Source organism: Paeniglutamicibacter psychrophenolicus, assembly GCF_030812255.1.
Lineage (GTDB): Bacteria > Actinomycetota > Actinomycetes > Actinomycetales > Micrococcaceae > Paeniglutamicibacter > Paeniglutamicibacter psychrophenolicus_A.
Genome location: NZ_JAUSSH010000001.1, coordinates 126,132 through 150,937 on the forward strand (window position 1 = coordinate 126,132; position 24,806 = coordinate 150,937).

22 protein-coding genes and 1 riboswitch are annotated in these 24,806 nt (G+C 63.8%); of the genes, 14 read left to right on the plus strand and 8 right to left on the minus strand.

What is annotated here, in order from left to right; all coding sequences use genetic code 11:
- Positions 1-155 precede the first annotated feature (155 nt).
- The 6 genes from J2T21_RS00580 (at position 156) to J2T21_RS00605 (ending at position 7,321) form a co-directional block, all read left to right on the plus strand.
- Positions 156-1,379, plus strand: coding sequence for a substrate-binding domain-containing protein (locus J2T21_RS00580; RefSeq protein WP_307577407.1), 1,224 nt, complete (start codon positions 156-158; stop codon positions 1,377-1,379).
- A gap of 59 nt (positions 1,380-1,438) precedes the next feature.
- On the plus strand, positions 1,439-2,977 hold the full coding sequence (gene mmsA / locus J2T21_RS00585) for a multiple monosaccharide ABC transporter ATP-binding protein (protein ID WP_307577410.1): 1,539 nt from the start codon (positions 1,439-1,441) through the stop codon (positions 2,975-2,977).
- 23 nt (positions 2,978-3,000) lie between these two features.
- The gene (mmsB, locus tag J2T21_RS00590; protein WP_373457878.1) at positions 3,001-4,206 is read left to right on the plus strand and encodes a multiple monosaccharide ABC transporter permease; all 1,206 of its coding nucleotides are present in this window, start codon (positions 3,001-3,003) and stop codon (positions 4,204-4,206) included.
- An 87-nt stretch (positions 4,207-4,293) separates the two neighbouring features.
- The gene (locus J2T21_RS00595) at positions 4,294-5,373 is read left to right on the plus strand and encodes a maleylacetate reductase (protein ID WP_307577412.1); all 1,080 of its coding nucleotides are present in this window, start codon (positions 4,294-4,296) and stop codon (positions 5,371-5,373) included.
- A 33-nt stretch (positions 5,374-5,406) separates the two neighbouring features.
- Complete coding sequence (locus J2T21_RS00600; protein WP_307577414.1) at positions 5,407-6,345, plus strand: aldo/keto reductase; 939 nt, start codon at positions 5,407-5,409, stop codon at positions 6,343-6,345.
- Between the two features lie 43 nt (positions 6,346-6,388).
- A complete protein-coding gene (locus J2T21_RS00605) occupies positions 6,389-7,321 on the plus strand; it encodes a dioxygenase family protein (protein WP_307577416.1) in 933 nt (310 codons plus the stop codon).
- A gap of 242 nt (positions 7,322-7,563) precedes the next feature.
- Here J2T21_RS00605 and iolB read toward each other — a convergent pair whose 3' ends face one another.
- From iolB to J2T21_RS00625, 4 genes are all read right to left on the minus strand, one after another.
- Positions 7,564-8,457: a 5-deoxy-glucuronate isomerase gene (iolB, locus tag J2T21_RS00610; protein WP_307577418.1), complete on the minus strand. Its 894-nt coding sequence runs from the start codon at positions 8,455-8,457 to the stop codon at positions 7,564-7,566.
- 37 nt (positions 8,458-8,494) lie between these two features.
- Positions 8,495-9,235 carry a GntR family transcriptional regulator gene (locus J2T21_RS00615; protein WP_307577420.1) on the minus strand — a complete coding sequence of 247 codons (741 nt, stop codon included), beginning with the start codon at positions 9,233-9,235 and terminating at the stop codon, positions 8,495-8,497.
- Between the two features lie 128 nt (positions 9,236-9,363).
- Positions 9,364-10,434 (minus strand): Gfo/Idh/MocA family protein, encoded by a 1,071-nt coding sequence (locus tag J2T21_RS00620; RefSeq protein WP_307577422.1) that lies wholly within the window; start codon positions 10,432-10,434, stop codon positions 9,364-9,366.
- A 110-nt stretch (positions 10,435-10,544) separates the two neighbouring features.
- Positions 10,545-11,726 carry a Gfo/Idh/MocA family protein gene (locus J2T21_RS00625; RefSeq protein WP_307577424.1) on the minus strand — a complete coding sequence of 394 codons (1,182 nt, stop codon included), beginning with the start codon at positions 11,724-11,726 and terminating at the stop codon, positions 10,545-10,547.
- A gap of 139 nt (positions 11,727-11,865) precedes the next feature.
- Between J2T21_RS00625 and J2T21_RS00630 the strand changes: the two genes are divergently transcribed.
- The 8 genes from J2T21_RS00630 (at position 11,866) to J2T21_RS00665 (ending at position 20,702) form a co-directional block, all read left to right on the plus strand.
- Entirely contained in the window at positions 11,866-12,891 is a 1,026-nt protein-coding gene (locus J2T21_RS00630; RefSeq protein ID WP_307577426.1) for a LacI family DNA-binding transcriptional regulator, read from the plus strand.
- A gap of 243 nt (positions 12,892-13,134) precedes the next feature.
- The gene (locus J2T21_RS00635; RefSeq protein ID WP_307577428.1) at positions 13,135-14,130 is read left to right on the plus strand and encodes a substrate-binding domain-containing protein; all 996 of its coding nucleotides are present in this window, start codon (positions 13,135-13,137) and stop codon (positions 14,128-14,130) included.
- Between the two features lie 341 nt (positions 14,131-14,471).
- Positions 14,472-15,467, plus strand: a complete 996-nt coding sequence (locus tag J2T21_RS00640; protein ID WP_307577430.1) for a substrate-binding domain-containing protein — start codon at positions 14,472-14,474, stop codon at positions 15,465-15,467.
- Between the two features lie 72 nt (positions 15,468-15,539).
- Positions 15,540-16,595: an ABC transporter permease gene (locus J2T21_RS00645; RefSeq protein ID WP_302262909.1), complete on the plus strand. Its 1,056-nt coding sequence runs from the start codon at positions 15,540-15,542 to the stop codon at positions 16,593-16,595.
- A 28-nt stretch (positions 16,596-16,623) separates the two neighbouring features.
- Positions 16,624-17,565 carry an ATP-binding cassette domain-containing protein gene (locus tag J2T21_RS00650; protein ID WP_307577432.1) on the plus strand — a complete coding sequence of 314 codons (942 nt, stop codon included), beginning with the start codon at positions 16,624-16,626 and terminating at the stop codon, positions 17,563-17,565.
- Positions 17,566-17,683: 118 nt separating this feature from the next.
- A complete protein-coding gene (locus tag J2T21_RS00655) occupies positions 17,684-18,739 on the plus strand; it encodes a Gfo/Idh/MocA family protein (RefSeq protein ID WP_307577434.1) in 1,056 nt (351 codons plus the stop codon).
- A complete protein-coding gene (locus J2T21_RS00660) occupies positions 18,736-19,770 on the plus strand; it encodes a Gfo/Idh/MocA family oxidoreductase (RefSeq protein WP_307577437.1) in 1,035 nt (344 codons plus the stop codon). The genes J2T21_RS00655 and J2T21_RS00660 overlap by 4 nt, the downstream gene beginning before the upstream one ends.
- A gap of 59 nt (positions 19,771-19,829) precedes the next feature.
- Entirely contained in the window at positions 19,830-20,702 is an 873-nt protein-coding gene (locus J2T21_RS00665) for a sugar phosphate isomerase/epimerase family protein (RefSeq protein WP_307577438.1), read from the plus strand.
- A 120-nt stretch (positions 20,703-20,822) separates the two neighbouring features.
- Here J2T21_RS00665 and J2T21_RS00670 read toward each other — a convergent pair whose 3' ends face one another.
- From J2T21_RS00670 to J2T21_RS00685, 4 genes are all read right to left on the minus strand, one after another.
- Complete coding sequence (locus J2T21_RS00670; RefSeq protein ID WP_307577440.1) at positions 20,823-22,232, minus strand: DUF222 domain-containing protein; 1,410 nt, start codon at positions 22,230-22,232, stop codon at positions 20,823-20,825.
- A 193-nt stretch (positions 22,233-22,425) separates the two neighbouring features.
- Positions 22,426-23,535, minus strand: a complete 1,110-nt coding sequence (locus tag J2T21_RS00675) for a VIT1/CCC1 transporter family protein (RefSeq protein WP_307577442.1) — start codon at positions 23,533-23,535, stop codon at positions 22,426-22,428.
- Between the two features lie 241 nt (positions 23,536-23,776).
- Positions 23,777-24,049, minus strand: a complete 273-nt coding sequence (locus J2T21_RS00680) for a hypothetical protein (RefSeq protein WP_307577443.1) — start codon at positions 24,047-24,049, stop codon at positions 23,777-23,779.
- Positions 24,050-24,069: 20 nt separating this feature from the next.
- A riboswitch (SAM riboswitch) is annotated at positions 24,070-24,181 on the minus strand.
- Between the two features lie 12 nt (positions 24,182-24,193).
- Positions 24,194-24,772: a DinB family protein gene (locus tag J2T21_RS00685; RefSeq protein WP_307577446.1), complete on the minus strand. Its 579-nt coding sequence runs from the start codon at positions 24,770-24,772 to the stop codon at positions 24,194-24,196.
- Between the last annotated feature and the right edge of the window lie 34 nt (positions 24,773-24,806).

Below are 24,806 nucleotides of genomic sequence, written 5' to 3' on the forward strand. Positions count from 1 at the left end.
GGCTTACCCATTCCTGCGGTGGCGATTAGTCCAGTTTCACCTGTTCCCTCCGAAAGGGAAAATCTTGGGACCTGACTCCGCTAGACGGTCTCGCCGTGATCCAGATCATGTGATACTGTCTGAACACGTTGTCCAGTCTATGACACTAGAGGTCGGTGGCTCGCACCAGAGATGGCCGAAGACAGCACAATCACGACAAGCAACTCGTTTCAACTTCGGGAGAAGACATGCAAAGACGAATCTTTTTGGCTGGTGCCGCAGTGGCGGCAGCGTTGCTGGTTTCAAGTTGTGGCGGACCCGGTGCCACCGGTGGAACGTCGAATGGGCAGAGCCAGGAACCGACTGACATCCGAATTGGGGTGTCCCTGACCAGCCAGGACGAGGAACGCTGGATCACCGATGGGAGGGCCATCCAGAAGGGCCTGGAAGACCTCGGCTACCAGGTGGATCTGCAGTACGCGAACAATGACATCCCCACTCAGCAGCAGCAGGTCGACCAGATGATCACGCGAGGGGCCGATCTACTGATCCTTGCCCCACTGGATGGAACAGCCCTGGCGCCGCAGCTCCAGGCCGCGGTGAATGCCGAGATCCCCATCATTTCCTATGACCGGTTGATCCGAAACAGCCCTGATGTCGATCTCTACGTGACCTTTGACAACTTCAAGGTCGGGGCCGAGCAGGGCAAGGCGCTGCTGACCGGATTGGGTGTCCTGAATGAGGACGGGTCCGAAGGCAAGGCCAAGGGCCCGTTCAACGTCGAATTGTTCGGTGGATCGCTCGATGACAACAACGCAACCTTTGTCTATGACGGTGGCATGTCTGTATTGCAGAAGTACATCGATGACGGCACGATCGTGATCAAGTCGGGCCAGACCAAGCTTTCACAAATTGCCACCAAGGATTGGTCTCAGCAGGAAGCCCAGTCCCGCATGGACAACTTGATCACTTCCAGTTATTCCGATGGAACCACCCTTGACGGCGTGTTGACGCCCAACGACAGCGTCGCCCGCGGCGCCATTACCGCGCTGAGCAACTCCGGATATGGACCGAAGCACGGCGCGGGCGCTCGTCCGATGCCCATCACTACAGGCCAAGACGCCGAAATCGCTTCGGTGAAGCTGATCAACGACGACGTTCAGTACTCGACGGTCTTCAAGAACACCAAGCTGCTGGCCGCCCAGACGGTCAAGGCTACAGAGGCCCTGCTCAATGGCCAGGAGCCGGAGGTCAACGACTCGAAGTCGTATGACAACGGTGCCGAGGTGGTTCCGTCCTTCCTGATGCCGATCGAGGTGGTGTTCAAGGACAACATCCAGAAGCTCCTGGTGGATTCGGACTACTACACCATGGAGCAGATCAAGGCCGGCCAGCTCTGACGTCTTCCAGCAGACCCTCACAGGACCACAAATGTTTAGAGAATCGATAGGACAGCGCCATGCCTGATTACATTCTGGAAATGCGTTCCATCACCAAGAGTTTCCCCGGCGTCAAGGCGCTGGCGGATGTCACGTTCTCCGCCCAGCGCGGGGAAGTGCACGCCATTTGCGGTGAAAACGGTGCAGGCAAATCCACGCTCATGAAAGTGCTCTCCGGCGTCTATCCACATGGAAGCTATGGGGGTGAGATTCTCTTCGAAGGAGAACCCTGCGAGTTTTCCGGAATCCGTGATTCCGAGCGTGCAGGCATCGTCATCATCCACCAGGAACTGGCGCTGGTTCCGCACCTGTCCATTGCCGAGAATATCTTTCTGGGCAATGAACGACGGGGCCGGGGCGGGCTCATCGACTGGCACAAGACGCAGGCCGAGGCCGCGGAACTCTTGAAGGCCGTGGGCCTGAACGAGGAGCCAACAACCCAGGTCGGGCAGCTGGGTGTCGGAAAACAGCAGCTGGTGGAGATTGCCAAGGCACTGGCCAAGGACGTCAAGCTCCTTATCCTGGACGAGCCTACCGCGGCCCTGAACGACAACGACTCCGCCCACCTGTTGGATTTGGTGCGCCAGTTGCAGGCGCGCGGCATCACCTCGATCATCATCTCGCACAAGCTCAACGAGATTGAGGCGACCGCGAACCGCACGACCGTAATCCGTGACGGACAGACCGTTGAAACCCTGGACATGGAGGCACCGGACGTCAACGTGGACCGCATTGTGCGCAGCATGGTGGGGAGGGACCTCGAATCCTTCTACCCCGAGCGCACCCCGACCCCCGGCAAGGTGGTTTTGGAGGTTCGGGACTGGACGGTGCGTCACCCGCAACAGGATCGTCTGGTGGTTGACGGCGCCTCGTTCGAGGTACGTGCCGGCGAGGTGGTGGGCATCGCCGGCCTTATGGGAGCCGGACGCACCGAACTGGCCATGAGCGTCTTCGGACGATCCTACGGACGGTTCATCTCGGGACAAACGCTGATGCATGGCAAGCCGGTTGCTCCCCGCACGGTGGCCGAGGCGATCGGGCGCGGATTGGCGTATGTGACCGAGGACCGGAAGCAACTGGGCCTGAACCTGCTCGATACGATCACCCGCAATATCTCCGGGGCAGCGCTGCCAAACTTGGCCAAGTGGGGTTTCGTGGATGCGAACCTTGAAGCGAAGCTGGCCAGGCACTCGATGGACTCGATGAGGATCAAGGCCCCGAGCGTCCAATCGGTGGTGGGGAAGCTCTCGGGCGGCAACCAGCAGAAAGTGGTGTTGTCCAAGTGGCTGCTCACTGGCCCGGATGTGCTGATCATCGATGAACCCACCCGAGGGATCGATGTGGGTGCGAAATTCGAGATCTACACCTTGATCAACGAGTTCGTGGAATCAGGAAAGGCCGTCGTGGTGATTTCCTCCGACCTGTTGGAACTGCTGGGCACCTGTGACCGGATCTATGCGCTCTCCGGCGGGCGGATCACCGGCGAGTTCCCGGCGTCGGAAGCGAATGAAGAAAAACTCATGACTCTCATGACGAAAGAAAAGGAAGCAATAGGATGACTGTCACAGCCCCCCGAGGACCCATGGGCGCCATTGCCCCTCCCCCCGAAAAAAATGGTCTGGGCGAGCTGCGCCTTGCCATGACCCACAACCTGCGCACCAGCGGCATCTATGTCGCGCTGGTGGCATTGGTTGCCCTGTTCGCCCTCATCACCGGTGGGGCGTCGCTGTCGGCCGGAAACGTCACCAACATCGTCTTGCAGTACTCCTATATCCTGGTCCTGGCCATCGGCATGGTCATCGTGATCATTGCCGGGCACATCGACCTGTCGGTCGGCTCCGTGGTGGCACTGACGGGCGCGATATCCGCAATCACCGTCATAAAATATGACATGCCCTGGTGGGTCGGCGTCCTGGCGGCACTGGCCACCGGGCTGTTGATCGGTGCCTGGCACGGCTTCTGGGTGGCCTACGTCGGCATCCCTGCCTTCATCGTGACCCTTGCCGGCATGCTTCTCTTCCGGGGCCTGACCCTTTTTGTCCTGGACAATGTCTCTCTTTCGCCGTTCCCTGACGAATACGGGGTCATCGCTTCGGGATTCATCAACGGGTGGCTCGGTGGTTACGGCTATGACGTCTTCACCCTGGTGGTTTTCGCGCTCGGCGTTGTCGGGTTCGCCGTGAGCCAGTACCGCTCCCGCAAGGCCCGCATGGGCTACCACCAGCCGGTCCCGCCCCTGTCGCTGTTCGCGCTCAAGATCCTGGCAGTGGGTGTGCTCGTGATGGCATTCGCATGGAAACTGGCCTCTGCCCGCGGGCTGCCCGTCGTGTTGATCATGTTGGCGGTGCTGATCATGGCCTACACAGTGATGATGCAGCACACCGTTTTCGGGCGCCAGATCTACGCCATTGGTGGCAACCTGGCCGCCGCGTCGCTCTCCGGCGTCAAGGTTCGTGCGGTGAACTTCTGGATCTTCGTCAACATGGGCCTGCTGTCTGCAGTGGCTGGCATCGTTTTCTCTTCACGCACCAATGGAGCCCAGCCGGGGGCCGGGAACATGTTCGAGCTCGACGCCATTGCGGCTGCCTTCATCGGCGGCGCGGCAGTCACCGGCGGCGTCGGCAAGGTTGTCGGGGCCATGGCCGGTGGCCTGATCATGGCGGTCATGAGCAACGGCATGCAGCTGATGGGCATCGACCAGTCCCTGCAGTCGGTGGTCAAGGGCCTAGTGCTCCTGCTCGCCGTGGCCTTCGACATCTGGAACAAGCGTCGCGCCGGCGCCCATTAGCCCCGCGCACCACAGGACCGGAACATCATCGACAATGCATCGAATAATCTTCTTGCCCAAGAAACTTCCCATGGAGGAGTCAAACCAATGACCACGAAATTCACCTACGACGCACTTCCCATGCGAGTCCGGTTCGGAACGGGTTCCCTGGCCGAGCTACCCGCGGAGCTTGACCACCTCGGCCTGACGCGGGTCCTGGTCCTGTGCTCGCCCGAGCAAAAGGACACCGGGGACCAAATCGCCCGGATCCTGGGTTCCCGCGCGGTCGGGGTACTGGCCGAAGCGGTCATGCACGTGCCTGCCGAAGCCGCGCAACGCGCAAGCGACGAAGCCGAACGGGTGGGGGCGGACGGGTGCGTCACCGTGGGCGGAGGCTCGGCCATCGGCCTGGGCAAGGCCATTGCACTGAACCACAACCTGCCGATCGTTGCCGTGCCCACGACCTATGCGGGTTCGGAAATGACCCCCGTATGGGGACTTACCACCAACGGACGGAAGCAGACCGGCAGGGATCCCAGGGTGCTTCCACGCAGCGTCGTCTACGACCCGGAACTGAGCGCGACGTTGCCGGCATCCATGTCGGTGACCAGCGGAATCAATGCCATTGCGCACGCGGTGGAAGCGCTGTACGCGCCGGATTCGACCCCCATCATTTCCCTGATGGCGGAAGACGGGGTCCGTGCCCTGGTGGCTGCGCTGCCGGCCATCGTCAAGAACCCCAGCGACCTCGAAGCCCGCAGCAATGCCCTGTACGGTTCGTGGCTCTGCGGCGCTTGCCTCGGGGCGACGACGATGTCGCTTCACCACAAGCTTTGCCACGCACTGGGAGGGACGCTGAACCTTCCCCATGCCCAGACCCACACCGTGGTGCTGCCCTACGCCTTGGCGTTCAACCAGCCGGCCGCTCCGCAGGCCAAGAAGGCATTGTCCAGGGCCCTGGGCGATGTGGACGACCCGGCCTTGAAATTGTGGGTCCTGGCCGAGGAACTCGGTGCGCCGCGTTCGCTGGCCGAGCTGGGCATGCTCGAGGAAGACATCGATCGGATTGCCGAAGAGGTCACCAGCTATTCCTACGGAAACCCCCGCCCGATCGACCTGGCCGCGGTTCGCGGGATCCTTCGTGATGCATGGGCAGGGGACAAGCCGCGTGAAAACCCTTCGGCCTAACCATCGCACGCCCCTTCTTTCTGGAGTTTGATCATGTCTTCACGGCTAGCAGTTTCACAGCAAATCAAAGTCTCACCACTGGTGCTCGGCACCAACGTCTTCGGCTGGACAGCGGATGCTGACGTTTCCCACAAGATCCTCGATGAGTACGTGGACGGGGGAGGGAACTTCATTGACACCGCCGACTCGTACTCATTCTGGGCCGAGGGGAACTCGGGCGGCGAAGCCGAAACCATCATTGGATCCTGGCTGGCGCGGCGCGATGACCGGGACGAGCTCTTGGTGGCTTCGAAGGTGAGCCACCATCCGCAGCTCTCGGGGATGGCTCCGGCGACAATCAACGCGGCGATCGACGGATCGTTGGCCAGACTGGGCCTCGACCACCTCGACATCTACTACGCGCACTTCGACGACTCTTCGACCCCGTTGGCGGAAAGCATCGAAGCAATGTCAGGGCTGGTGGACAGCGGCAAGATCCGCTCGATCGGGATCTCGAATTATTCGCCCGAACGGATCACCCAGTGGCTTGAGATCAGTGAACGCGAAGGCTTCCACCTTCCCGTGGCCCTCGAACCCCACTACAACCTGATGGAACGCGGTATCGAGGATTCGCTCCTGCCGCTTGCGCAAGAACACTCCCTCGACGTCTTCCCCTACTATTCGCTGGCCCACGGATTCCTGACCGGAAAATACCGGGGCAATGCAGAGGTCGACAGCGTTAGGGCCGCAGATGCCGGCCAGTACCTGACGCCCCGCGGCGAAAGGGTGCTCGCTGCCCTCGTGCAGGTATCGGAGGGCCGCGCGTGTACCTTCGCCCCGATCGCCTTGGCCTGGCTCAGGGCGAAAACCGGGGTCACCGCACCGATCGCCAGTGCGCGTACCGTGGCACAGCTTCAGCCGCTGGTGGCCAACATGCACTTGGCCTTGACCGAATGCGAACTACAGCTTTTGGACGAAGCTTCACAGCCGTAAACACCATTGGTGTGTTGACACCAACCACGAGGAAGGAAACAACATGAGCAGTTCAATCGAAGAAACACGCACAGCGGATGAGGCCCGCCTGCCGGCGATTTCCCCGGCCCAGTCGGAAGTCGAAGAACGGCTGATAGAAAACGTTCTCCGGTCCTTCGAACAATGCACCGAGCCGCGGTCTAAGCAGTTGATGCAGTCGCTGGTACGCCACCTGCATGCATTCATCCGTGAGGTACGGCTCACCGAAGCCGAATGGGAGCAGTCCATTGAATTCCTCACGGCGGTTGGCCACATCACCGACGACCGTCGCCAGGAGTTCATCCTGCTCTCCGACGTCCTGGGCGCTTCCATGCAAACGATCAACGTCAACAACGAAGCCATGGGCAACGCAACGGAGGCAACCGTCTTCGGACCGTTCTTCGTTGACGATGCGCCCCTCATCGAGAACGGCGGCGATATTGCCGGCGCAGGGGCCGGTCAGCCCTGCTGGGTCGAAGGAAGCGTCAGTGACGTGAAGGGGAACGCCATTCCCAACGCACGCATTGAAGTATGGGAAGCAGACGAGGACGGATTCTACGATGTCCAATACACCGACCACCGGGTATCGGGCCGAGCCCACCTCTTCAGCGACGACGAAGGCAAATATCGATTCTGGGGCCTGACGCCGACCCCGTACCCGATCCCGCACGATGGTCCGGTCGGCCAGATGCTGGAAGCCACCGGTCGCTCGCCCATGCGTGCATCCCACCTCCACTTCATGGTGACCGCACCGGGCTTCCGCACCCTGGTGACGCACATCTTCGTCCGCGGCGACGGGCTGATCAAATCCGACACGGTCTTTGGCGTCAAGGACAGCCTGATCAAGGACTTCGAGGAGCAAGTCCCAGGCGTTCCCGCACCCGATGGACGTGAACTCGGTGACCGCGATTGGTCGAGGGTTCGATTTGACATCGTGCTTGCCCCCGAAGGGGCATGAGCAACAACGACTCGCCGGTGGGCCCCCCACCACAAGCAGTCGCGGCTGGATGAGGGCCCTGACGATCATTGGATGGGACGGATCCGCCCGCTGCCCGTCGGGGCGCCGGCGGGCATTCCGGCAGGGAACGGCCAAGGCCTTATGGGCTGAAATGCCCGCGCAAAACTCTTTCGCAAGACCAAACAAGCAGGCAAGGAGCCGGTGTCCCCGCAAGGGGCACCGGCTCCTTGCCTGCAACTTGCCTAGGACGTGAAGGGCAGCCGCGGATCGATCGACTCCTGGTCCCAGGTGCCTCGAACCCAGCCGTGGTGGGGGTCGTCGCTGATCAGCCACTCGCGCACCCGGCCCGGCCCGGCCATGACATTGAGGTAGTACAGGTCGTAGCCCGGTGCCGCCATGGCCGGCCCGTGCCAACCGTAGGGAACCAGTACGACGTCGCCGGTGCGCACCTCGACGTTCACATCGATGGGGCGTTCATCGGAGGCGTAGACGCGGGCGTAGCCCACCGGATCGCTCGTCTCGGGGGCGGGTGAATCCTTGGCCACGCGGGTCTCGAAGTAGTAGATCTCCTCGAGATTGGACTCCCCGACCTTCTCTTCGTCGTGCTTGTGCGGGGGATAGGAGGACCAGTTGCCTGCCGGGGTGATGACCTCGCAGACGATGAAGCGGTCGGCCTCCAGCGCCGCGGGCGTGCCGAAGTTGTGGACCTGGCGCGAGCAGTTGCCCGCTCCGCGAATTTCAACCGGCGTCTGGGCAGCCGTGACCAGTCGCGTGGGATAGGCGGCCTGGGCCGGTGCCAGGGCCACGGCAAAGCGGCCACCTGCCGCAGAAGAGACCGTCACAGCGGTGTCGATGCCGGTGTACAGGACGTCCGATGGCCCGCTAAACACCGAGGGGCGCCCCGCAAGTTCATGATCCTGACCGTCAACCGCGGCGGTGAAGGCCCCTTGCAGCGGGACGATGATGCGTTCCTCCGCTGCCGCAGGCATCGACAGCGATTCGCCGGGTGCAAGGACCGCGATCTTGATGCCGGTATGCGCCCAACCGGGGACATCCAGCTGTGAATCAGCTGCGCCGATCGATGTTTGCCATGCTCCGTCGGTGGCTGTTCCGGCCGGATATACCCAATCTGTCAAGGTGCTGCCCTTTCGAGGTTCTTGGTGCCCGGCATTTCTAGCGCTGGACGAGAGTCATTTCAAAGCTGTATGAATCAGCCCGGTACACGTGGCTGCCGGTCTCCACGCTGCGGCCGGTGTCATCGACCGCCGTGCGTTCCATGGTCACCAGCGCAGAGCCCTCGGAGACCTTCAGCAGCGGGGCCTGGTAGTCGTTGGCGATCATGGCGCCGATCCGCTGGTTGGCCAGACGGAAATTCACGCCGGCATCACGCAGGATCTGGTAGAGCCCGCGCTCGTTGAGCGACTCCTCGTCGATGGTGACGATGTCGTCGCGCACCCAGTTTTCCATCAGCGCCAGCGGGCTGCCGTCCACGCTGCGCAGGCGCGTGAAGTGGTAGACCTGCACCCCGGCCGGGAGCTTCATCAGGTCGGCCACGCGTTTGTCGGCAGGTCCGTGGCTGAAGCTCAGCGACTCGGTGGTCGGGGTTTTCCCGGAACGTTCCAGGTCGTCGTTGAGGCTGGACAGTTCAAGGTGTCGACGCACTTGGCTGGAGACGACCTGTGTTCCCACGCCGCGCTTGCGCACCAGGAGCCCCGAACGGACTAGCTCGTCCATGGCCTTGCGCATGGTTGGCCGTGAAAGGTTCAGGCGCTGCGCCAGGTCGATCTCGTTCTCCAGGCGACTGCCGGCTTCCAGTGTTCCGTCGTGGATGGCGGTCTCGATGCCCTGGACAATCTGGTGGTAAAGCGGCACGGGAGACGAGCGGTCAATCTGGATATTCAGGTCCAAGCTCAATTGTTTCCTCCATGAAACCCGTCGGCATTACGCACGAATAGTTTGATAAGACATTCTAACTTGAGTTGAGCATAGCAGTCCAGATTCCCGCGGAGGAGGCGGGTTCCCCATCGGTTCAGGTCAGGGGTTCAGCATGTCGGGCACGGTTGGTTTTCCGCCTGTGGCACGGGGACCTCGGTGCCGCCGAGGGTGGCGCTGAGCCGGGCCGCATCCAAAACCCGCAGGCAGGCAATGGCCTCGCAGGCGCACACCGGCAAGGGTGTCTGGTGGCGCACGGAGTCGACCAGCAATTCGTAGTAGGCGTGGTACCTGCCCTGGGCGGAGGCCACCGGCGCCGTTCGGCCGCCGGCAGCCAGGATGGCATCGACCGGGTCGAAGCCCCAGGTTCCCGGGTTGTCCGCGGGGCGTTGTCCCTCCAATAGGGCCTCGGCCTGGATGTCGTTGCCCCGGAGCGTGAGCAGGCCGTCCTCGCCTTGGGCCCGGAGCAGTCGTTGGCCCTGTTCCGCCAGCTTGTTCGCGGACAGCCAGCTGGTGACGCCGCTGGCATGGTCGAGTCGAATGGTGAATGCCGAGTCGTTGACTCCCCATGAGGTGTGCGTCCATGTCATGCCGGCCGCGACGTTGTCGACCGGGCCAAAGAGCCACAATGCCTGGTCCACCAAGTGGCTCCCCAAATCCAGGAGGGCTCCACCGCTGGAGGCCGATTCGACGGATCGTGGTTCGTTTTGGTCGAACACCGATTCCAGGCTGTGCAGCGGACCGAGCCGGCCCTCGGCAAGCACCGCGCCCAGCGTTGCGATGTTGGTGTCCCACCGGCGGTTTTGGTAGACGCCCAGGCGTGCCCCGGAGGCCTCGGCGTATGCGGCCAACTCGCTGGCCTGACCGGCATCCATGGCAAAGGGCTTGTCCAGGATCACCACTGCGCACGAATCCAAGGCCTCCCTGACCAGCTTTTCCCGCCCAGGGGCGGGCACCGAGAGCACCAGGACATCGATGCCCGATGCCACCAGGGATGCAAGGGAGTCGTGGGCGCGGACCCCGGGGTGCTCGATCGCCAGGTCGGCGCGCCGAGCGGCCGAGGTTGTCACGACTCCTGCCAGCACGGCGCCGGCTGCGGCTTCGATGACGGGGGCGTGGAAGTATCTTCCTCCCCAGCCGTAGCCAACCAGTCCAATGCGGACATCGGGTTGTTCACTCATTTCCGGTGGCACTTCCTCTTCGGTGTTTGCAGTGGCCTTGGAGTCTGGCATGTGTTGGTTCGCGGCGGCGGGCCAGGTCCTGCGCCCCCCGCCGCGGGGACCGGTTCCTTCTAGATGGTGACGAGCTTTCCGTTGGCCTGTGCCGAGGCGGCGACCGCGGCCAGGACCTCCATGTTCCGCACGCCCTCTTCGAACGTGGCGCAGCGCGGCAGCGATTCCGCCTCGGACACTCCGGCAACCTCTTCGAGGAAGGCGCGCGCCTGGTAGGCGAAGGCCTCGTTCTGGCCGAATCCGACACTGGGCGCATCCATGGGCAGGCCGCCGGCCAGGTACGGGTGCTCAGGGCCGAGGATGACCTGGCGGTAGCCATTTTGTGCGCTGGTGCCCTCGTTGAGGAAGAGCTCGATCTCTGCGGGCCGGCGCTGGTCGAACCGGGCTGACCCGTTGGCGCAGAACACCTCGAAGATCAGGGAGTTGGCGTGGCCCGCGGCGACGCGGGAGACCTCGAATCCGCCGGAGCCGCCATTGGCGAATTCCGCTGAGAAGGCGGCGTAGTCGTCGTTTTCCACCGGTTCGAAAGTGTCGCTGACCGGGGTGTGGTCGTGGCCCATGACGGCTCCCAGGGGCAGCGGGCGTTCCTTGATGACGGTGCTCAGCCGTCCGCCGCTGACGGCGGTGATGTCACCGCAAAGGAACTCGGAGACATAGGCCAGGTGGCTTCCCACGTCGGCCAGGGCGCCCGAACCGGCCCCGCCCTTGTAGCGCCAGCTCATGGGCGCTGCGGCATCGAATCCGTAGTCGGTCCAGTAGCGGCCGCTGAAGTGCAGGACCTCGCCCAGCACTCCGGTGCGGATCAGATCGCGGATGTAGGCAATGCCGGGGGTGCGGCGGAACGTGAATCCGACACGTGCGATCCCGCTGGCCTTGGAAGCGAGCTCGGCCATGGCGCGGGCGTCCTCCATGGTGTCGCTCAGCGGCTTTTCACACAGCACATGCTTGCCGGCCGCCAACAGCCCCTCGACGGCCTGGCGGTGCAGGGAGTTGGCGATGACGACGCTGACAACATCGATGTCGTCGGCCTCGGCAATGGCCTGCCAGCTGCTGTCCGTGCGTTCGTAGCCAAAGCGGCGCGCGGCCAGCGAACCGAACTCCGGGTTCATGTCCCCGATGGACACGAGCCTGATGGGCGGCAGGACGGGGGAGTAGAGCGTGGAGGCGCTGCGGAAGGCGGCGGCGTGGGCCTTGCCGGCCATGCCTGCGCCGATGACGGCAACCCTGATTTCATTCGACATTGGGTGTCTCCTTGGAAACTAAAAAGCGGGGGGATGGTGGTGACATTTGCTGATGATGCCCTAGACTGTTGGAGCGCTCCATATGAACGTTACGGTTGTCCATATGTCCTGTCAATCTTTTTTCGCGAAGGGTTTGAAAATGACCGAAACCGCCACATCTGCCCGGCTCCGGGAAGGGCAGCGTCCCACCATCTACGACGTTGCCAAGCGGGCAGGGGTGTCAAAGTCCCTGGTGTCCCTGGTGCTGCGCGGTTCACCCAACGTCTCTGCGGAACGGCGCACCGCAGTGGAGTCGGCGATAGCCGAACTGAACTATCGGCCCAGCCGGGCTGCCGCCGCGCTGGCTGGAAGCCGCACCGGAACCATCGGGGTCATCATCGACGACTACCGGAACCTGTGGTTTGTCGACTTCCTGCATGGCGTGCAGGAAGTGCTGGCCGAGCGTGGCATCCGGGTTGCGGTGGCTGACAGGTCGTTCAACGCCCATGTGGACACCTCGCCGCTGGAGGGGTTTCTGGCCATGCGGGTCGATGGGATCGTCGTTGCCTCCGAACCGAGCCCAGAGATGGGCGATGGGATCGGCGTGCCGTCCGTCCTGGCGGGAAACCGGCTCCGGCGAATTCCCGGGGCGGACGTCGCCACCAGTGACGACAGACGCGGAGGCAAGCTGGCTGCCGACCACCTGCTGGGCCTGGGGCACCGGAAAATCGGCCATGTGACGGGCGGGGGCGGCTCGGCCCGCGAGCGCGCCGCGGGATTCGTCAACGCACTCCACGAGGACGGGATTGAACCGGTGGTGCTGGGGGATGCGGGAACTTCCGAGCAGGACGGCTTTCACTTCACCAAGATGCTGCTGCAGGCCAACCCCGAGACCACTGCAGTCTTTGCGGCCAACGATTCGATGGCCATGGGCGCGGCCGCGGCCATCAAGGACCTGGGGCTGCGGGTTCCGGAGGACATATCCCTGCTCGGTTACGACAATTCCCCGTTGGCATCCTCAAACCTGTTGCGGCTGACGACGGTGGATGCCCTGAATCTCGAGGTCGGGCGGCAGGCCGCTACGGCATTGTTGGCGCGCTTCGACGGAGCGGAGCAGGAAGCGACCACAAGCCTGGTTGAGCCCCGGCTCGTGGTGCGCGGATCCACTGCGAGGGTGGCTAGCTAGGGGGCCGCGCCCAAGCGCACAAGGCGCGCCAATCATTGAATAGATGAATGGCGTTTCTTTGGCATGCCATTTTATATTAGTAAAAATATTTGTCCTGACAATCTATTGACTTCTCGAAATTAACAAATCATGCTCGATTGTGAACGAACGAGTGGCCGACCCGAGGTCCCGCCGCACACACCTGCCAGTTCCCGAGGCAATCGCAATCGCAATCAATTCACTTTCATTTCGAGGAGCATTCCCATGTCCAGAAAATTTTCTTGGCGCACGGCTTCGGCTGCGCTCTTGCTGATTCCCGCGCTCGGCCTCACCGCCTGTTCCAGCCAGGGTGGGCGAGCCCCCGAGCCGGACGCCTCGGCACAGGGTGCCGTCGCCGACACCCCGCGTCTCAAGGTTGCGATGATCACCCACGCCCCGGCCGGGGACACCTTCTGGGACATTGTCCGCAAGGGTGCGGAGGCCGCGGCGGCCAAGGACAACATCGACCTGCAGTACCTCAGTGACCCCGAGGGCGGGAACCAGGCCCAGCTCATCGAGCAGGCCGTGGACCAGGGCGTTGACGGCATCGCCGTGACCCTGGCCAAGCCGGACGCCGTGGCCGGCGCCCTGGCCAAGGCGAAGGCGGCGGGCATTCCCATCACCAGCCTCAACGGCGGCGAGGACCGCTACAGGGAGTTGGGTGCCTTCGCGAATTTCGGCTCCAACGAACGTGCAGCCGGAGAGGCCGTGGGGCAAAAGCTTCTCGATGAGAACTACAAGAAGCCCATTTGCGTCATCCAGGTCCAGGGGCACGTGGGGCTCGAGGCGCGCTGCGCCGGGGTGAAGTCCAAGATCCCCGCCACCGAGGTCCTCTACGTCCAGGGCACCGATATGACCCAGGTGCAGTCGACGACGACCGCGAAGCTGCAAACTTCGAAAGACGTGGACGTCATCATCGGGCTGGGTGCACCCATCAGCCTGACGCTGCTGAAATCCGTTGCCGAGGCCAACAGTTCGGCCAAGGTCGCATCCTTTGACATGAACGCCGAAATGGCCCAGAAGATCGTGGACGGCGAGATCCTCTTCACCGTCGACCAGCAGCCATGGCTCCAGGGCTATGAGTCGGTCGATGCGATTTGGCTCGACTCCGTGGGTGGCTTCGCCCTGGGTGGGGGGCAGCCGGTGCCGACCGGCCCGAGCATCGTGGACAAGGACAACGCAAAGGCCGTGCTGAAGTTCGCCGAGGAAGGCCTGCGCTAGCAGAAGGCTGTGACGGGTGGGGAAGCTCCTCGTTTTGCTTCCTCCCCGTCCTTGGCCGTGGCGCTCCTGGGCATCCCGCCACAGGGAATCCTTGACATTCCGGGACTTGATGGGTGTTCCGGCCGGTGTGGAGCGGCATCACGCGTGCGTAACAATCACCCCAAGGTAAGGGCTGATGTAAATATGTCCTGACAATGTCTTGACATGTGTGACTGTAGTCACGATGATCGATGGAAAGGGAAAAGCTTGTTGGCGCCAATGGCGCCTCCGACACTTGGCTGGAGCCCCTTTGGCCGTCTTGGATCAACGAGGCGAGCCCACGACTCAAGGAGATTCTTGTAATGTCAAAGTTTTCCTGGCGCAAAGCCGCGGTGGCAGCGCTCATTGTCCCTGCCCTCGGCCTGGCAGCGTGCTCAAGCGGCGGCGGACGGGCACCTGAAACAGCCAATGGTGGCGATGCAGGCGCTGTTGCCGCGACACCGAAAATCAATGTCGCCCTAATCACCCACGCTGCACCCGGTGACACCTTCTGGGACACCGTGCGCAAGGGTGCCGAGGAAGCGTCCGTCAAGGACAACGTCGACCTGCAGTACCTTTCGGACCCGGACGGCGGACGCCAGGCCCAGCTCATCGAACAAGCCGTCGACCAGAAGGTCGATGGCATAGCCGTCACGCTAGCCAAGCCGGACGCGCTGGCGTCTGCACTGAAAAAGGCCCGCGATGCCGGTATCCCGGTGGTAAGCCTGAACGCAGGCGAAGACCGCTACAAGGAACTCGGCGCCTTCACCCACTTCGGTTCCAATGAAAAACTCGCAGGCGAGGCCGTCGGCGAGAAGCTCGCGGCAGACGGCTTCAAGCACCCCGTTTGTGTCATCCAGGAACAAGGTCACGTCGGCCTTGAGAATCGTTGTGCGGGTGTCAAGGAAAAGGTCCCCGGATCGGAGATCCTCTACGTGCAAGGCACCGACATGACCCAGGTCCAGTCAACTGTCACGGCCAAGCTCCAGGCCAGCAAGGACGTCGATGTCGTCATCGGGCTCGGCGCACCGTTCACCCTGACCATCCTGAAGTCGGTTGCCGGCGCCAATTCGGATGCCAAGGTTGCGTCCTTTGACATGAACCCCGAACTCGCCCAGCAAATCGTCGACGGAAACGTCCTTTTCACTGTTGACCAGCAGCCCTGGCTGCAGGGATACGGCGCCGTGGATGCGCTATGGCAGAACACCCGCGGCGGTTTCGAGATCGGCGGCGGCCAGCCGGTGCTGACGGGTCCGGCCATCATTTCCAAGGACAACGCCGCAGCGGTCCTCGAATTCGCCGAACAGGGTATCCGCTAACAGTCAAAGACCCACGTGGCGGCGGTGGATTAAACCACCGCCACCACGGACCAACGGAAAGTAATTCACATCATGACGAACACACTCCTCACCCCGCCGACCGCCCCCAAGGTGGCCGATGAGCGGGTGGCGTCCAAAGGCGCCATCTCCACGCTGTTGGGTCGCCCGGAATTCGGTGCCCTCGTCGGCGCGGTTGCCATGTTCGCTTTCTTCGCTTTCGTGGCCCCCGTATTCCTGCAGCCTTCATCCTTCGCCACGGTGCTTTACGGGTCCTCGACCATCGGGATCATGGCGGTGGGCGTCTCGCTGCTGATGATCGGTGGAGAATTCGACCTTTCCACCGGCGTTGCGGTGATTTCCTCGGCACTGAGTGCTTCCCTCTTTTCTTGGTACTTCGGAACCAATGTGTGGGTGGGTGTGGTGCTCGCGCTCGTCGTCTCGCTGGCCGTCGGATTCATCAACGGCTGGATCTTGATCAAGACCAACCTTCCTTCCTTCATTGTCACGCTGGCCACGTTCCTGATGCTGACCGGCCTGAACCTGGGATTGACCCGATTGATCGGAGGCTCGGTTTCCACCCCCTCGATCGCCGACATGGATGGGTTCGAATCGGCACGGGCGATCTTCGCCTCATCGGTGAACATCGCCGGGGTCGAAGTGAAGATCACCGTGTTCATTTGGATCGCCTTGGTGGCAGTGGCCTCCTGGATCCTGCTGCGAACCCGTATTGGCAACTGGATCTTCGCCGTGGGCGGCGACGCAAATGCCGCACGCGCAGTGGGTGTACCGGTAATCCGCACCAAGATCGGACTGTTCATGGGGGTGGGCTTCTGTGCCTGGATCCTGGGAATGCACAATCTTTTCGCTTTCGCCACGGTCCAGTCCGGTGAGGGCATCGGCAACGAATTCCTCTACATCATCGCCGCCGTCATCGGCGGATGCCTGCTCACCGGCGGCTACGGCTCGGCAGTGGGCGGGGCCATCGGCGCCTTCATCTTCGGCATGGCCAACAAGGGCATCGTCTACGCCGAGTGGAACCCGGACTGGTTCAAGTTCTTCCTGGGCCTGATGCTGCTGCTGGCCACGATCGTGAACCTGGTCGTGAAGAAACGTGCCGAGACCAAGTAGCAGCGCAAGGAACCAAGGAGCCAATTCCATGACGAACACCAATAATTCCCCAGCCCCCGAACGCATCGACCAGGCGACGCTGCTGCAGGAACAGACCGACCCGCTCACCCACACCCCGGTGCACCTGCTGGAGCTCAAGGACGTGGGCAAGCACTACGGGAACATCATCGCCCTGACCGGCGTCACCATGGCCGTGGACACCGGACGCGTGACCTGCGTGTTGGGTGACAACGGGGCCGGCAAATCGACCTTGATCAAGATCATTGCGGGGCTTCACCAGCACACCACCGGCACCTTGGAGATCATGGGTGCCGAACGCAAACTCAACTCCCCGCGCGAGGCCCTGGACTCCGGCATTGCCGCCGTCTACCAGGACCTTGCGGTCGTGTCCCTGATGCCGATCTGGCGCAACTTCTTCCTCGGCTCCGAACTCACCAAGGGCTTGGGTCCGTTCAAGAGCCTCGACGTGGAGAAAATGAAGAAGATCACCAAGGACGAGCTCGCCGCCATGGGGATCGACCTGCGGGACGTGGAGCAGCCCATTGGCCAGCTCTCCGGTGGTGAACGACAGTGCGTCGCCATCGCCCGCGCCGTTCACTTCGGTGCCAAGGTGCTGATCCTTGACGAACCCACTGCGGCGTTGGGCGTCAAGCAGTCCGGCGTGGTGCTGCGCTACATCCTGCAGGCGCGCGACCGCGGCCTGGGCGTCATCTTCATTACCCACAACCCGCACCATGCCTTCCCCGTCGGGGACCGCTTCCTGCTGCTCAAGCGCGGCAAGTCGATCGGCTACTACGACAAGAAGGACATCACCATCGACGAATTGACCAGCCAAATGGCAGGCGGCGCGGAACTGGCCGAACTCGCCCATGAGCTCGAGCAGTCCGGTGGCCACGCCGACGTGCTTGCCGAGGTCAAGGCCGAGGTGGCAGATGCCCTGGACACCCCTGCCGCCGGGCGCCACTCCTAGCCTCCGAGCCCGGTGGCGCCCACCGGTTTCGGAACCCGGACCGCGTACCGAAACCGGGTGCGACCAGCTGATTCCCCAATTCCCGACACAGGCAACGCCAGAAAGCGCAGGAGCGCCCATGAGCGGATTCCCCGCTGCACTTCCCGATTCCCGGGTTCCCGATTCGCAAGATGCACCCGTGCTGAACTGGGGAATTGCCGGTCCTGGCTGGATCGCCGAACGATTCGTCGAGTCCGTCAAGGCGCATTCCGCGCAGAACATCACGGCCGTCGGCTCCCGGTCGGCCTCGCGTGCGGCAGATTTCGCGGACAAGCACTCAATACCCGCCGGCCACGGAAGCTACAAGGAACTGGCACAGGACCCAAACGTCGACATCGTCTACGTGGCGACCCCGCACCCGCAACACTTCGATACGGCCATGACGGCCATCGAGGCCGGAAAGCACGTGCTGGTGGAAAAGCCCATGGGCATCACCGGTGAACAGGTGCGGATCATGGCCGAGGCCGCACGGGCGCGGAACGTCTTTGCCGCCGAGGCCCTGTGGACGTTCTTCCTGCCGAAGTTCGACGTGGTCACCCAGTTGCTGGAGGACGGAACGCTGGGAGACATCGTCTCGGTGTTCGCCGAATACGGAGAGCACTTCGAGGCGGGACACCGGATCTTCGACCCGGCGCTGGCCGGCGGTCCGCTCATGGACCTGGGCACCTACCCGTTGGCCTTCGCCACCAGGGTGCTCGGCGCCGCGGAATCGGTGGCCGCCATCGGAACACCCCATCCTTCGGGCGTGAACGGCCAACTGTCCATGGCCTTGGGGTTCGCCGACGGGGCCCAGGGAATCGTGAACACCAACCTGTACAACTTCACCCCGACCGAGGCCGTGATCGTGGGCACCGAAGCGACCCTGCGCATCGACGGCCCCTTCAACATGCCCGGCGGCTTTACCCTGCGTCATAAAGACGGACGTGAACTGCGCTTTGATGAGGACCCCGGGGCGCACTTCGAGGGGTTGCACTTTGAAGCGGCGGCGGTGGCCAGAAGCATTGCCGCCGGGCTCACCGAGGCACCGCAACGCCCGTTGGAAGACACACTGAGGACCCTTGAGCTGGCCGACGAAATCCGACGCCAGACCGGCATGGAATTCCCGGACACCACGACACGAAAGCAAACACCTTGAAGACTTTGAACATCGGACTCATCGGAGTCGGCCGCATCGGCACCATGCACGCAAACAACCTCAATTCGCTGCGCCCGCAGCTGGCCGAACGTGGCCTGGACGTGAACCTGTGGATCACCGACGTTGCCGCCGATTATGCGCGCACCGTGGCCGAGGGCCTGGGCGCCACCTTCTTCGACTCCGTGCAGTCGATGATCGATTCCGGAGTGGATGCGCTTCTCATTGCCACGGGGACCATGACGCACCCGGACTTGATCCGTGCCGGCATCGCCGCGAACCTGCCGGTCTTCTGCGAAAAGCCGGTGGCCGGCGACGTGGAGGCCGCCCTGCCGCTGCTGGAGGAAATCGCAGCCGCCAACGGCCGGGTGCAGATCGGCCACCAGCGCCGCTTTGACGCGGGCTACCTGGAGGCCAAGCGCCGCCTGGATGCCGGGGATATCGGGTGGATCCACTCGATGCGTGCCATCACCGGGGACATGTTCCCGCCTTCCCTTGAGTTCATTGCCTCTTCCGGCGGACTCTTCCGCGACTGCTCGGTCCATGACTTCGATATCCTGCGGTGGCTCACCGGCAAGGAAATCGTCGAGGTCTACGCCAAGGGCTCGAACAACGGGGACCCGGGGATCGGAGCCGCCGGGGATGTGGACACCGCGCTGGCCGTGCTGACCTTTGAGGACGGGACGGTCGCCACCGCGATAGCCACCCGCTACAACGGGGCGGGCCACGACGTGCGCCTGGAGATCCAGGGGTCCAAGGACACCGTGGTGGTGGGCCTTGACGAGAAATCCGCCCTGCACTCGGCGGAGGCAGGCATCACCTTCCCCTCCGGCACCGCACACCAGACGTTCATCGAGCGCTTCGACGGCGCCTACCGCGCCGAACTGGTGGCCTTCATCGAATACGTCCTGGGGGAACGGGAAAACCCCTGCTCGCCATGGGACGCCGTGGCCGCATCTCGCGTTGCCGACGCTGCCCAGGAATCCCTCCTCACCGGGGTGCCGGTCTCCATTGCTCCGGTTCCCTCCGTCTAGGTGCCCCGCCCAGTCACCGCCAATCACCACTCAGCCACCATTTGTAAGGATATTCATCCATGAGCACCAGCATCGCCAACCAGCTCGCAGCCGCCCCGATTTCCTGGGGCGTGTGCGAAGCCGCCGACTGGGGAGTGCAGCTAAGCCCCGAACAGGTCCTGGGGGACATGCGGGAACTGGGCATCAAGGCCACCGAATTCGGGCCGCTGGGCTTCCTGCCGACCGAGCCCTCCGCCCGCGCCGCACATCTGGAGGGATACGGGATGAAGGCCGTGGGAGGTTTCCTGCCGGTGGTGCTCCACGACCAGGCCGTGGATCCGTTGCCGCTGGTCGAAGCGGAGCTGAAGGCGTTCTCCGCTGCAGGGGCCTCTGTGCTGGTGCTGGCCGCCGACGCCGGGACCGGTGACTACGAGGCACACCACGAAATGGACGAGGATCAATGGGTGGTATTCGGGCGCAATCTTCAGGCGGTGGTGGACCTGGCCGCGAAAGCCGGCATCCTGGCGGTGCTGCACCCCCATGTGGGCACCATGGTCGAATCGGCAGCCAGTGTGCAGCGCCTGCTGGAGTCCACCGCGGCGCAGATCTGCCTGGACACCGGCCACTTGCTGGTCGGGGGAACCAACCCGCTGGACTTGGTGCGCCAGCACGCCTCGCGCGTGGGCATCGCCCACCTCAAGGATGTGCGCTCCGAGATTGCCGCCAAGGTGGCAAGCGGCGAGCTGGGATTCGTGCAGGCCGTCAAGGACGGCATGTTTGTTCCATTGGGCCAGGGCGACTGCGAGATCGGACAGATCGTGGGCCTGCTCACGGAAGCCGGATACAAGGGGTGGTATGTCATGGAACAGGATGCGGTGCTCGAAGCGGCCGCCGACGGCGCCGCTGCCAAGACCGATGTGCGCACGTCGATCGACTTCCTGCTGGGGTTGTAGGGCGCCCGCCGACTGGTTGACAGCCTCCTGCACCCCCTGGGTGCATGGGTGTGCCGGGGATGCGTGGACGCATCCCCGGTGGTGCAAGGGTGAGGGTTTCCCGCGCGTGGCGGCGGGCGGCTATTTTCGCTGGGGTGGCCGGTTCATGCCGGTGCCGGGCCGCAGCGGCGGAGCCGTGGAGATGTAGCTGTGGCCGCTGGGGGTGGTGATCCTGAAGGAGTGCCTTCCTTGCCCGGACAGCGGTTCCTCGTGCCAGCCGGGCGCTTCCTTGGATTGGTTGCACGTCCTGCATCGACCTGAGGCATTTTTCTCGGTGGTCTTTCCGTTGCGGCGCACCTGCACGATGTGGTCGAATTCCTGGATGCGGCCGTTGCAATGCGGGGTGTGGCAGCGTTGGTCGCGGAGGCTGATGAATCGCTTGAGGTTTCCGGCAAAGCGGCGGGCCGCCGAGTCCATGGCGACAAGCTTGCCGGTTTCCGGGGTTGTGTAGAGGCGCCGGTACCAGGTGTTCAGCGGGTGCTCGGGATCGCCAGCCACCAGGGACCGTGCCTTGGCAGCGCTGATGTAGCCGTGGCCCGGAATCAGCGCCGGTTCGTCGTTGTCGCCGGTAAGGCTCTCTGGCTCCATGATCAGGAACAGCGCCACGGGCCTGGAGCCGGTGGCCTTGGTGTCGGTAAGCGCTTCGAAGACTGTGTCTGCCGCGACCTGGGCATTGGTGCGTTCGTCCCCGGGCTCCCGGGGACGTTCCATTTCGCGGTTGAGGACCTGCAGGATGGGGATGCCCTGGTCCAGCGGGAACTCGCCGACGATCCGCACGGTGTTTTCATTCAGCTGGTAGCCACTGGCATACCGCTTGTCGGCAGCGTCTTCTTCCTTCTTTTCGGCGGTTTCCGGTTCCAGGATGAGGGCCCAGTATTCGACCAAGTCACGCAGCGTCGCAATCCCTGCCACGAAGCAGGTGTGGGTGTCCTCCCACAGCAGGGAATCGAGCATTCTGCGGTTTTCGATCTTGAGGTTCCGGGTGCCGCTGATGACCACGTGTACCTGGTCCCAGGTCAGGATGCCCTGGCGCAGTCCCCGGTGGCACCGGGGCAGGTCTTCGACAAGAAGCCGGAAGTCGTTGGTGCGGTTGGTCCCGCCCGTCGGGGACAAGTGAAGCGCCAGGGCAACGTCCCCGCTGGAGCCCCAGGCGGGGGTCTTCTCCCTGATCCCGGCGCGCTTCCGATCGGCAACCAGGCAGTCCTGGTAGGCGACACTGTGGTCGGCTTGCTTCGCCGTGGCGGCGCATTTCAAGGTCTCCAGGGCACCGACTGCGGCCACCGCATCATGGGTGCCGGTCAGCACCGGGGCCGCGTTCACGGCGGTGGCCAGGGACAGGATCCCGGCGGTGCCGGTGCGGGCCAGGTGTTCGGCAACCAGTGCATCCATGTCCGCGCCGTCGGCCAGCAGCGCCTCGTAGCCCAGGTCCTTCCCGGCTCCACCTGTGGTGGTGCCAGCGGAAGGGATGCCGCTCGATGACGTCGTTGCCATACCTCCATTGTAGAACCGGGCATCGGGAAAGGGAACAGCTTCTCAAAGAATTTAGAAAATATATTCGAGTCCTGTTGTGGACGACTTCCCTCCGTACAAATGCCCCTTCGCTGGGCAACCGGGAGGAAAGGGCGCCGCCAAATCGCTGGTTCCGGGAGACGGTGGCACCCTGCCGTCGTTTTCAAGCGGACCGCTAGGCCACGGACCCGCCGACGAGCAGGCCCAGGGCATAGGTGATGCCCGCGGCGCCCAGGCCGATGGCCAGCTGGCGCAGTCCGCGCTTGGTCGGGGAGGCGCCGGAGAGCAGGCCGACCACCCCGCCGGTGAGCAACAGGGCGATGCCCACCAGCACGGCGGAGAGCAGGATGGCAGGGGTGCCGCCCATGCCGAAGATGAACGGCAGGATCGGGATCACCGCACCGGAGGCGAAGAAGCAGAAGGACGCGGAGGCCGCGCCCATGGCCGAACCGATTTCCTCGTGTTCCTGGGCCTCGGCGATGTCCAACAGCTCCGGCTGCAGCGACAGCGAGGGGTTGCAGTCGCAGGAGTAGATGCCCATGCGTTCGGCGGCGCGGTGGGCCGCATCCTCGTCGCTCATGCCGCGGGCCTTGTAGACCAGCACCAGTTCGTTGGCGTCCAGATCCAGGTCCGGGGCGGCGGCCAGGGTAACCTGCGTGGGCTTGGATGCGGAGAGCAGCTCGCGCTGGGAGCGCACCGAGACGTACTCGCCGGCGGCCATCGACAGGGCACCGGCCAACAGGCCGGCAATGCCGGAGAAGAGCACCATCGAGGTGGCCACCCCGGTCGCGCCGATGCCCATGACCAGGGCGAGGTTGGAGACCAGGCCGTCGTTGGCGCCAAAGACCGCGGCGCGGAAGTTGCCCGAGAGCTGGTTGCGGCCCCGGGTGGCCAGGCCGCGCACGACCTCTTCGTGGACCAGTTCGTCGGCGGCCATCTGGCGGCTGGCGTCGGTGTCCCCGGCATAGGGGGAGTTGCCCTCGGCGCGCTGGGCCAGGGCCAGGGCCAGGACGAAGACGGAGCCGAAGTGCCGGGCCAGGAAGCGGAGCATGGTGCGGCGGATCGAAGGGCTCATGGTCTTGCCGGCATGTTCACCCAGCAGTGCCCGCCAGTGTTCCTCGTGGCGGGTTTCGGCCTCGGCCAGTCCCAGCAGGACCGCGCGTTCCTCGCCCTGGCGCTTGTTGGCCAGTTCGCGGTAGACAGCGCCCTCGGCGACTTCGTCGGCCAGGTACTTGCGCCATCGTCTGATCTGGGCTGGGGTGGGGGTCGGCGCTTGCGGCGTCATGCTCTCATCCTCGTGTGGGCGTTCACGGCCTCAGGCGGCCATGCGATGGGGAGGCCCAGCGGGATTGTTTCTGGGGTGCGTTGGACCTCGGGCCACCAGTGTGTGGACCGAAGGTCTCGTTCGCCCGGACCCGGCGTTGCCGCCTCGGGCCCTGGGTGGATTGCCGGGTTACAACGTTGTAACCAGTATGTCGACGCACCGCTGTCCCGCCGCTGCCGGCGGGGCTGGGAACTACTCCCCTTCAACCCACGAGTGTAGCGTTCGGAAGGGGCCGTGAGAATTCGCTGAGGCTAAAAATCCGGGCCTGGCCAGCGGCGCAACCGGCCTTCGGGATGCGCACCACAAGCTCCCGGGCGTCGGTGTCCCAGCGCGGGGAGGCGACCGTGTTGGCCAGTGCCGCGGCCAGGGCCTCGGCATCCGCGACGTGGAAACGTTGCCAGGTGCCGCGGATGCGAAGCTCGAGGACCTCGCGGTGGACATCGAGCAGGGGAAGGACGGGGATGGAAGGTGCCATGGCGGGAAGGGACGGCCTTTCACTAGCTCTTGCCGGGGCCAAGTGGTCCGCGGCCGCTTCTTCATCCGAACCACCCATGAACCTGGGGTTGGTGCGCGTCTTAGTCGGAGCTTGCCGACGCGTCTCGTGAAGCTGGGTTCCACATTACCGCGATTCGGAGGCCCGCAGGATCTTTTCGTGCAGTTCCTTCCACGCAGTGCCGTCATAGGGAGGCATGTTGTCGTTGTCCCGGCGCATGCCGGTGGACCCGTCGATGAGCTCGCGCAGGATGTCGGCGTGCCCCGCATGGCGCGCGGTTTCCACGTTCATGTGCAGCATCAGCCGCCCGAGGGTGGTGTGGCGCCGTTCCCCGGGCCACCACGGAACGGTTGCCGGGGAATCCAGGGACAGCGCGGCGATGTTGCGGTTTGCCGCCTCGATGGCCCTCCGGTAGAAGGCCAGGACCTCGGCGCACGGGACATCGGCCGCAACCCACATGTCCGCGCTGTCATCCGCATCGGCCTCCAGCGCCGCGTAGTACTCGTCCTCGATCGTGAAGCCGAGGCATTGGACGAAGTAGCCGTACTCGACGAAGGCCAGGTGCTGGATCAGGCCCAGGATGCTGGTGCCGGTGGGCACCAGCGGCCGGGTCAGTTCCCCGTCGCTGAGCCCCTCGGCCTTCCAGAGCATGGCCTCGCGGGAATTGGTCAGGTAGGTCGCCAGGTGGTCCTTGAGATCGTCCATGGCCCCCAGCCTAGGAGCGCCGGGGCCGGTTGGG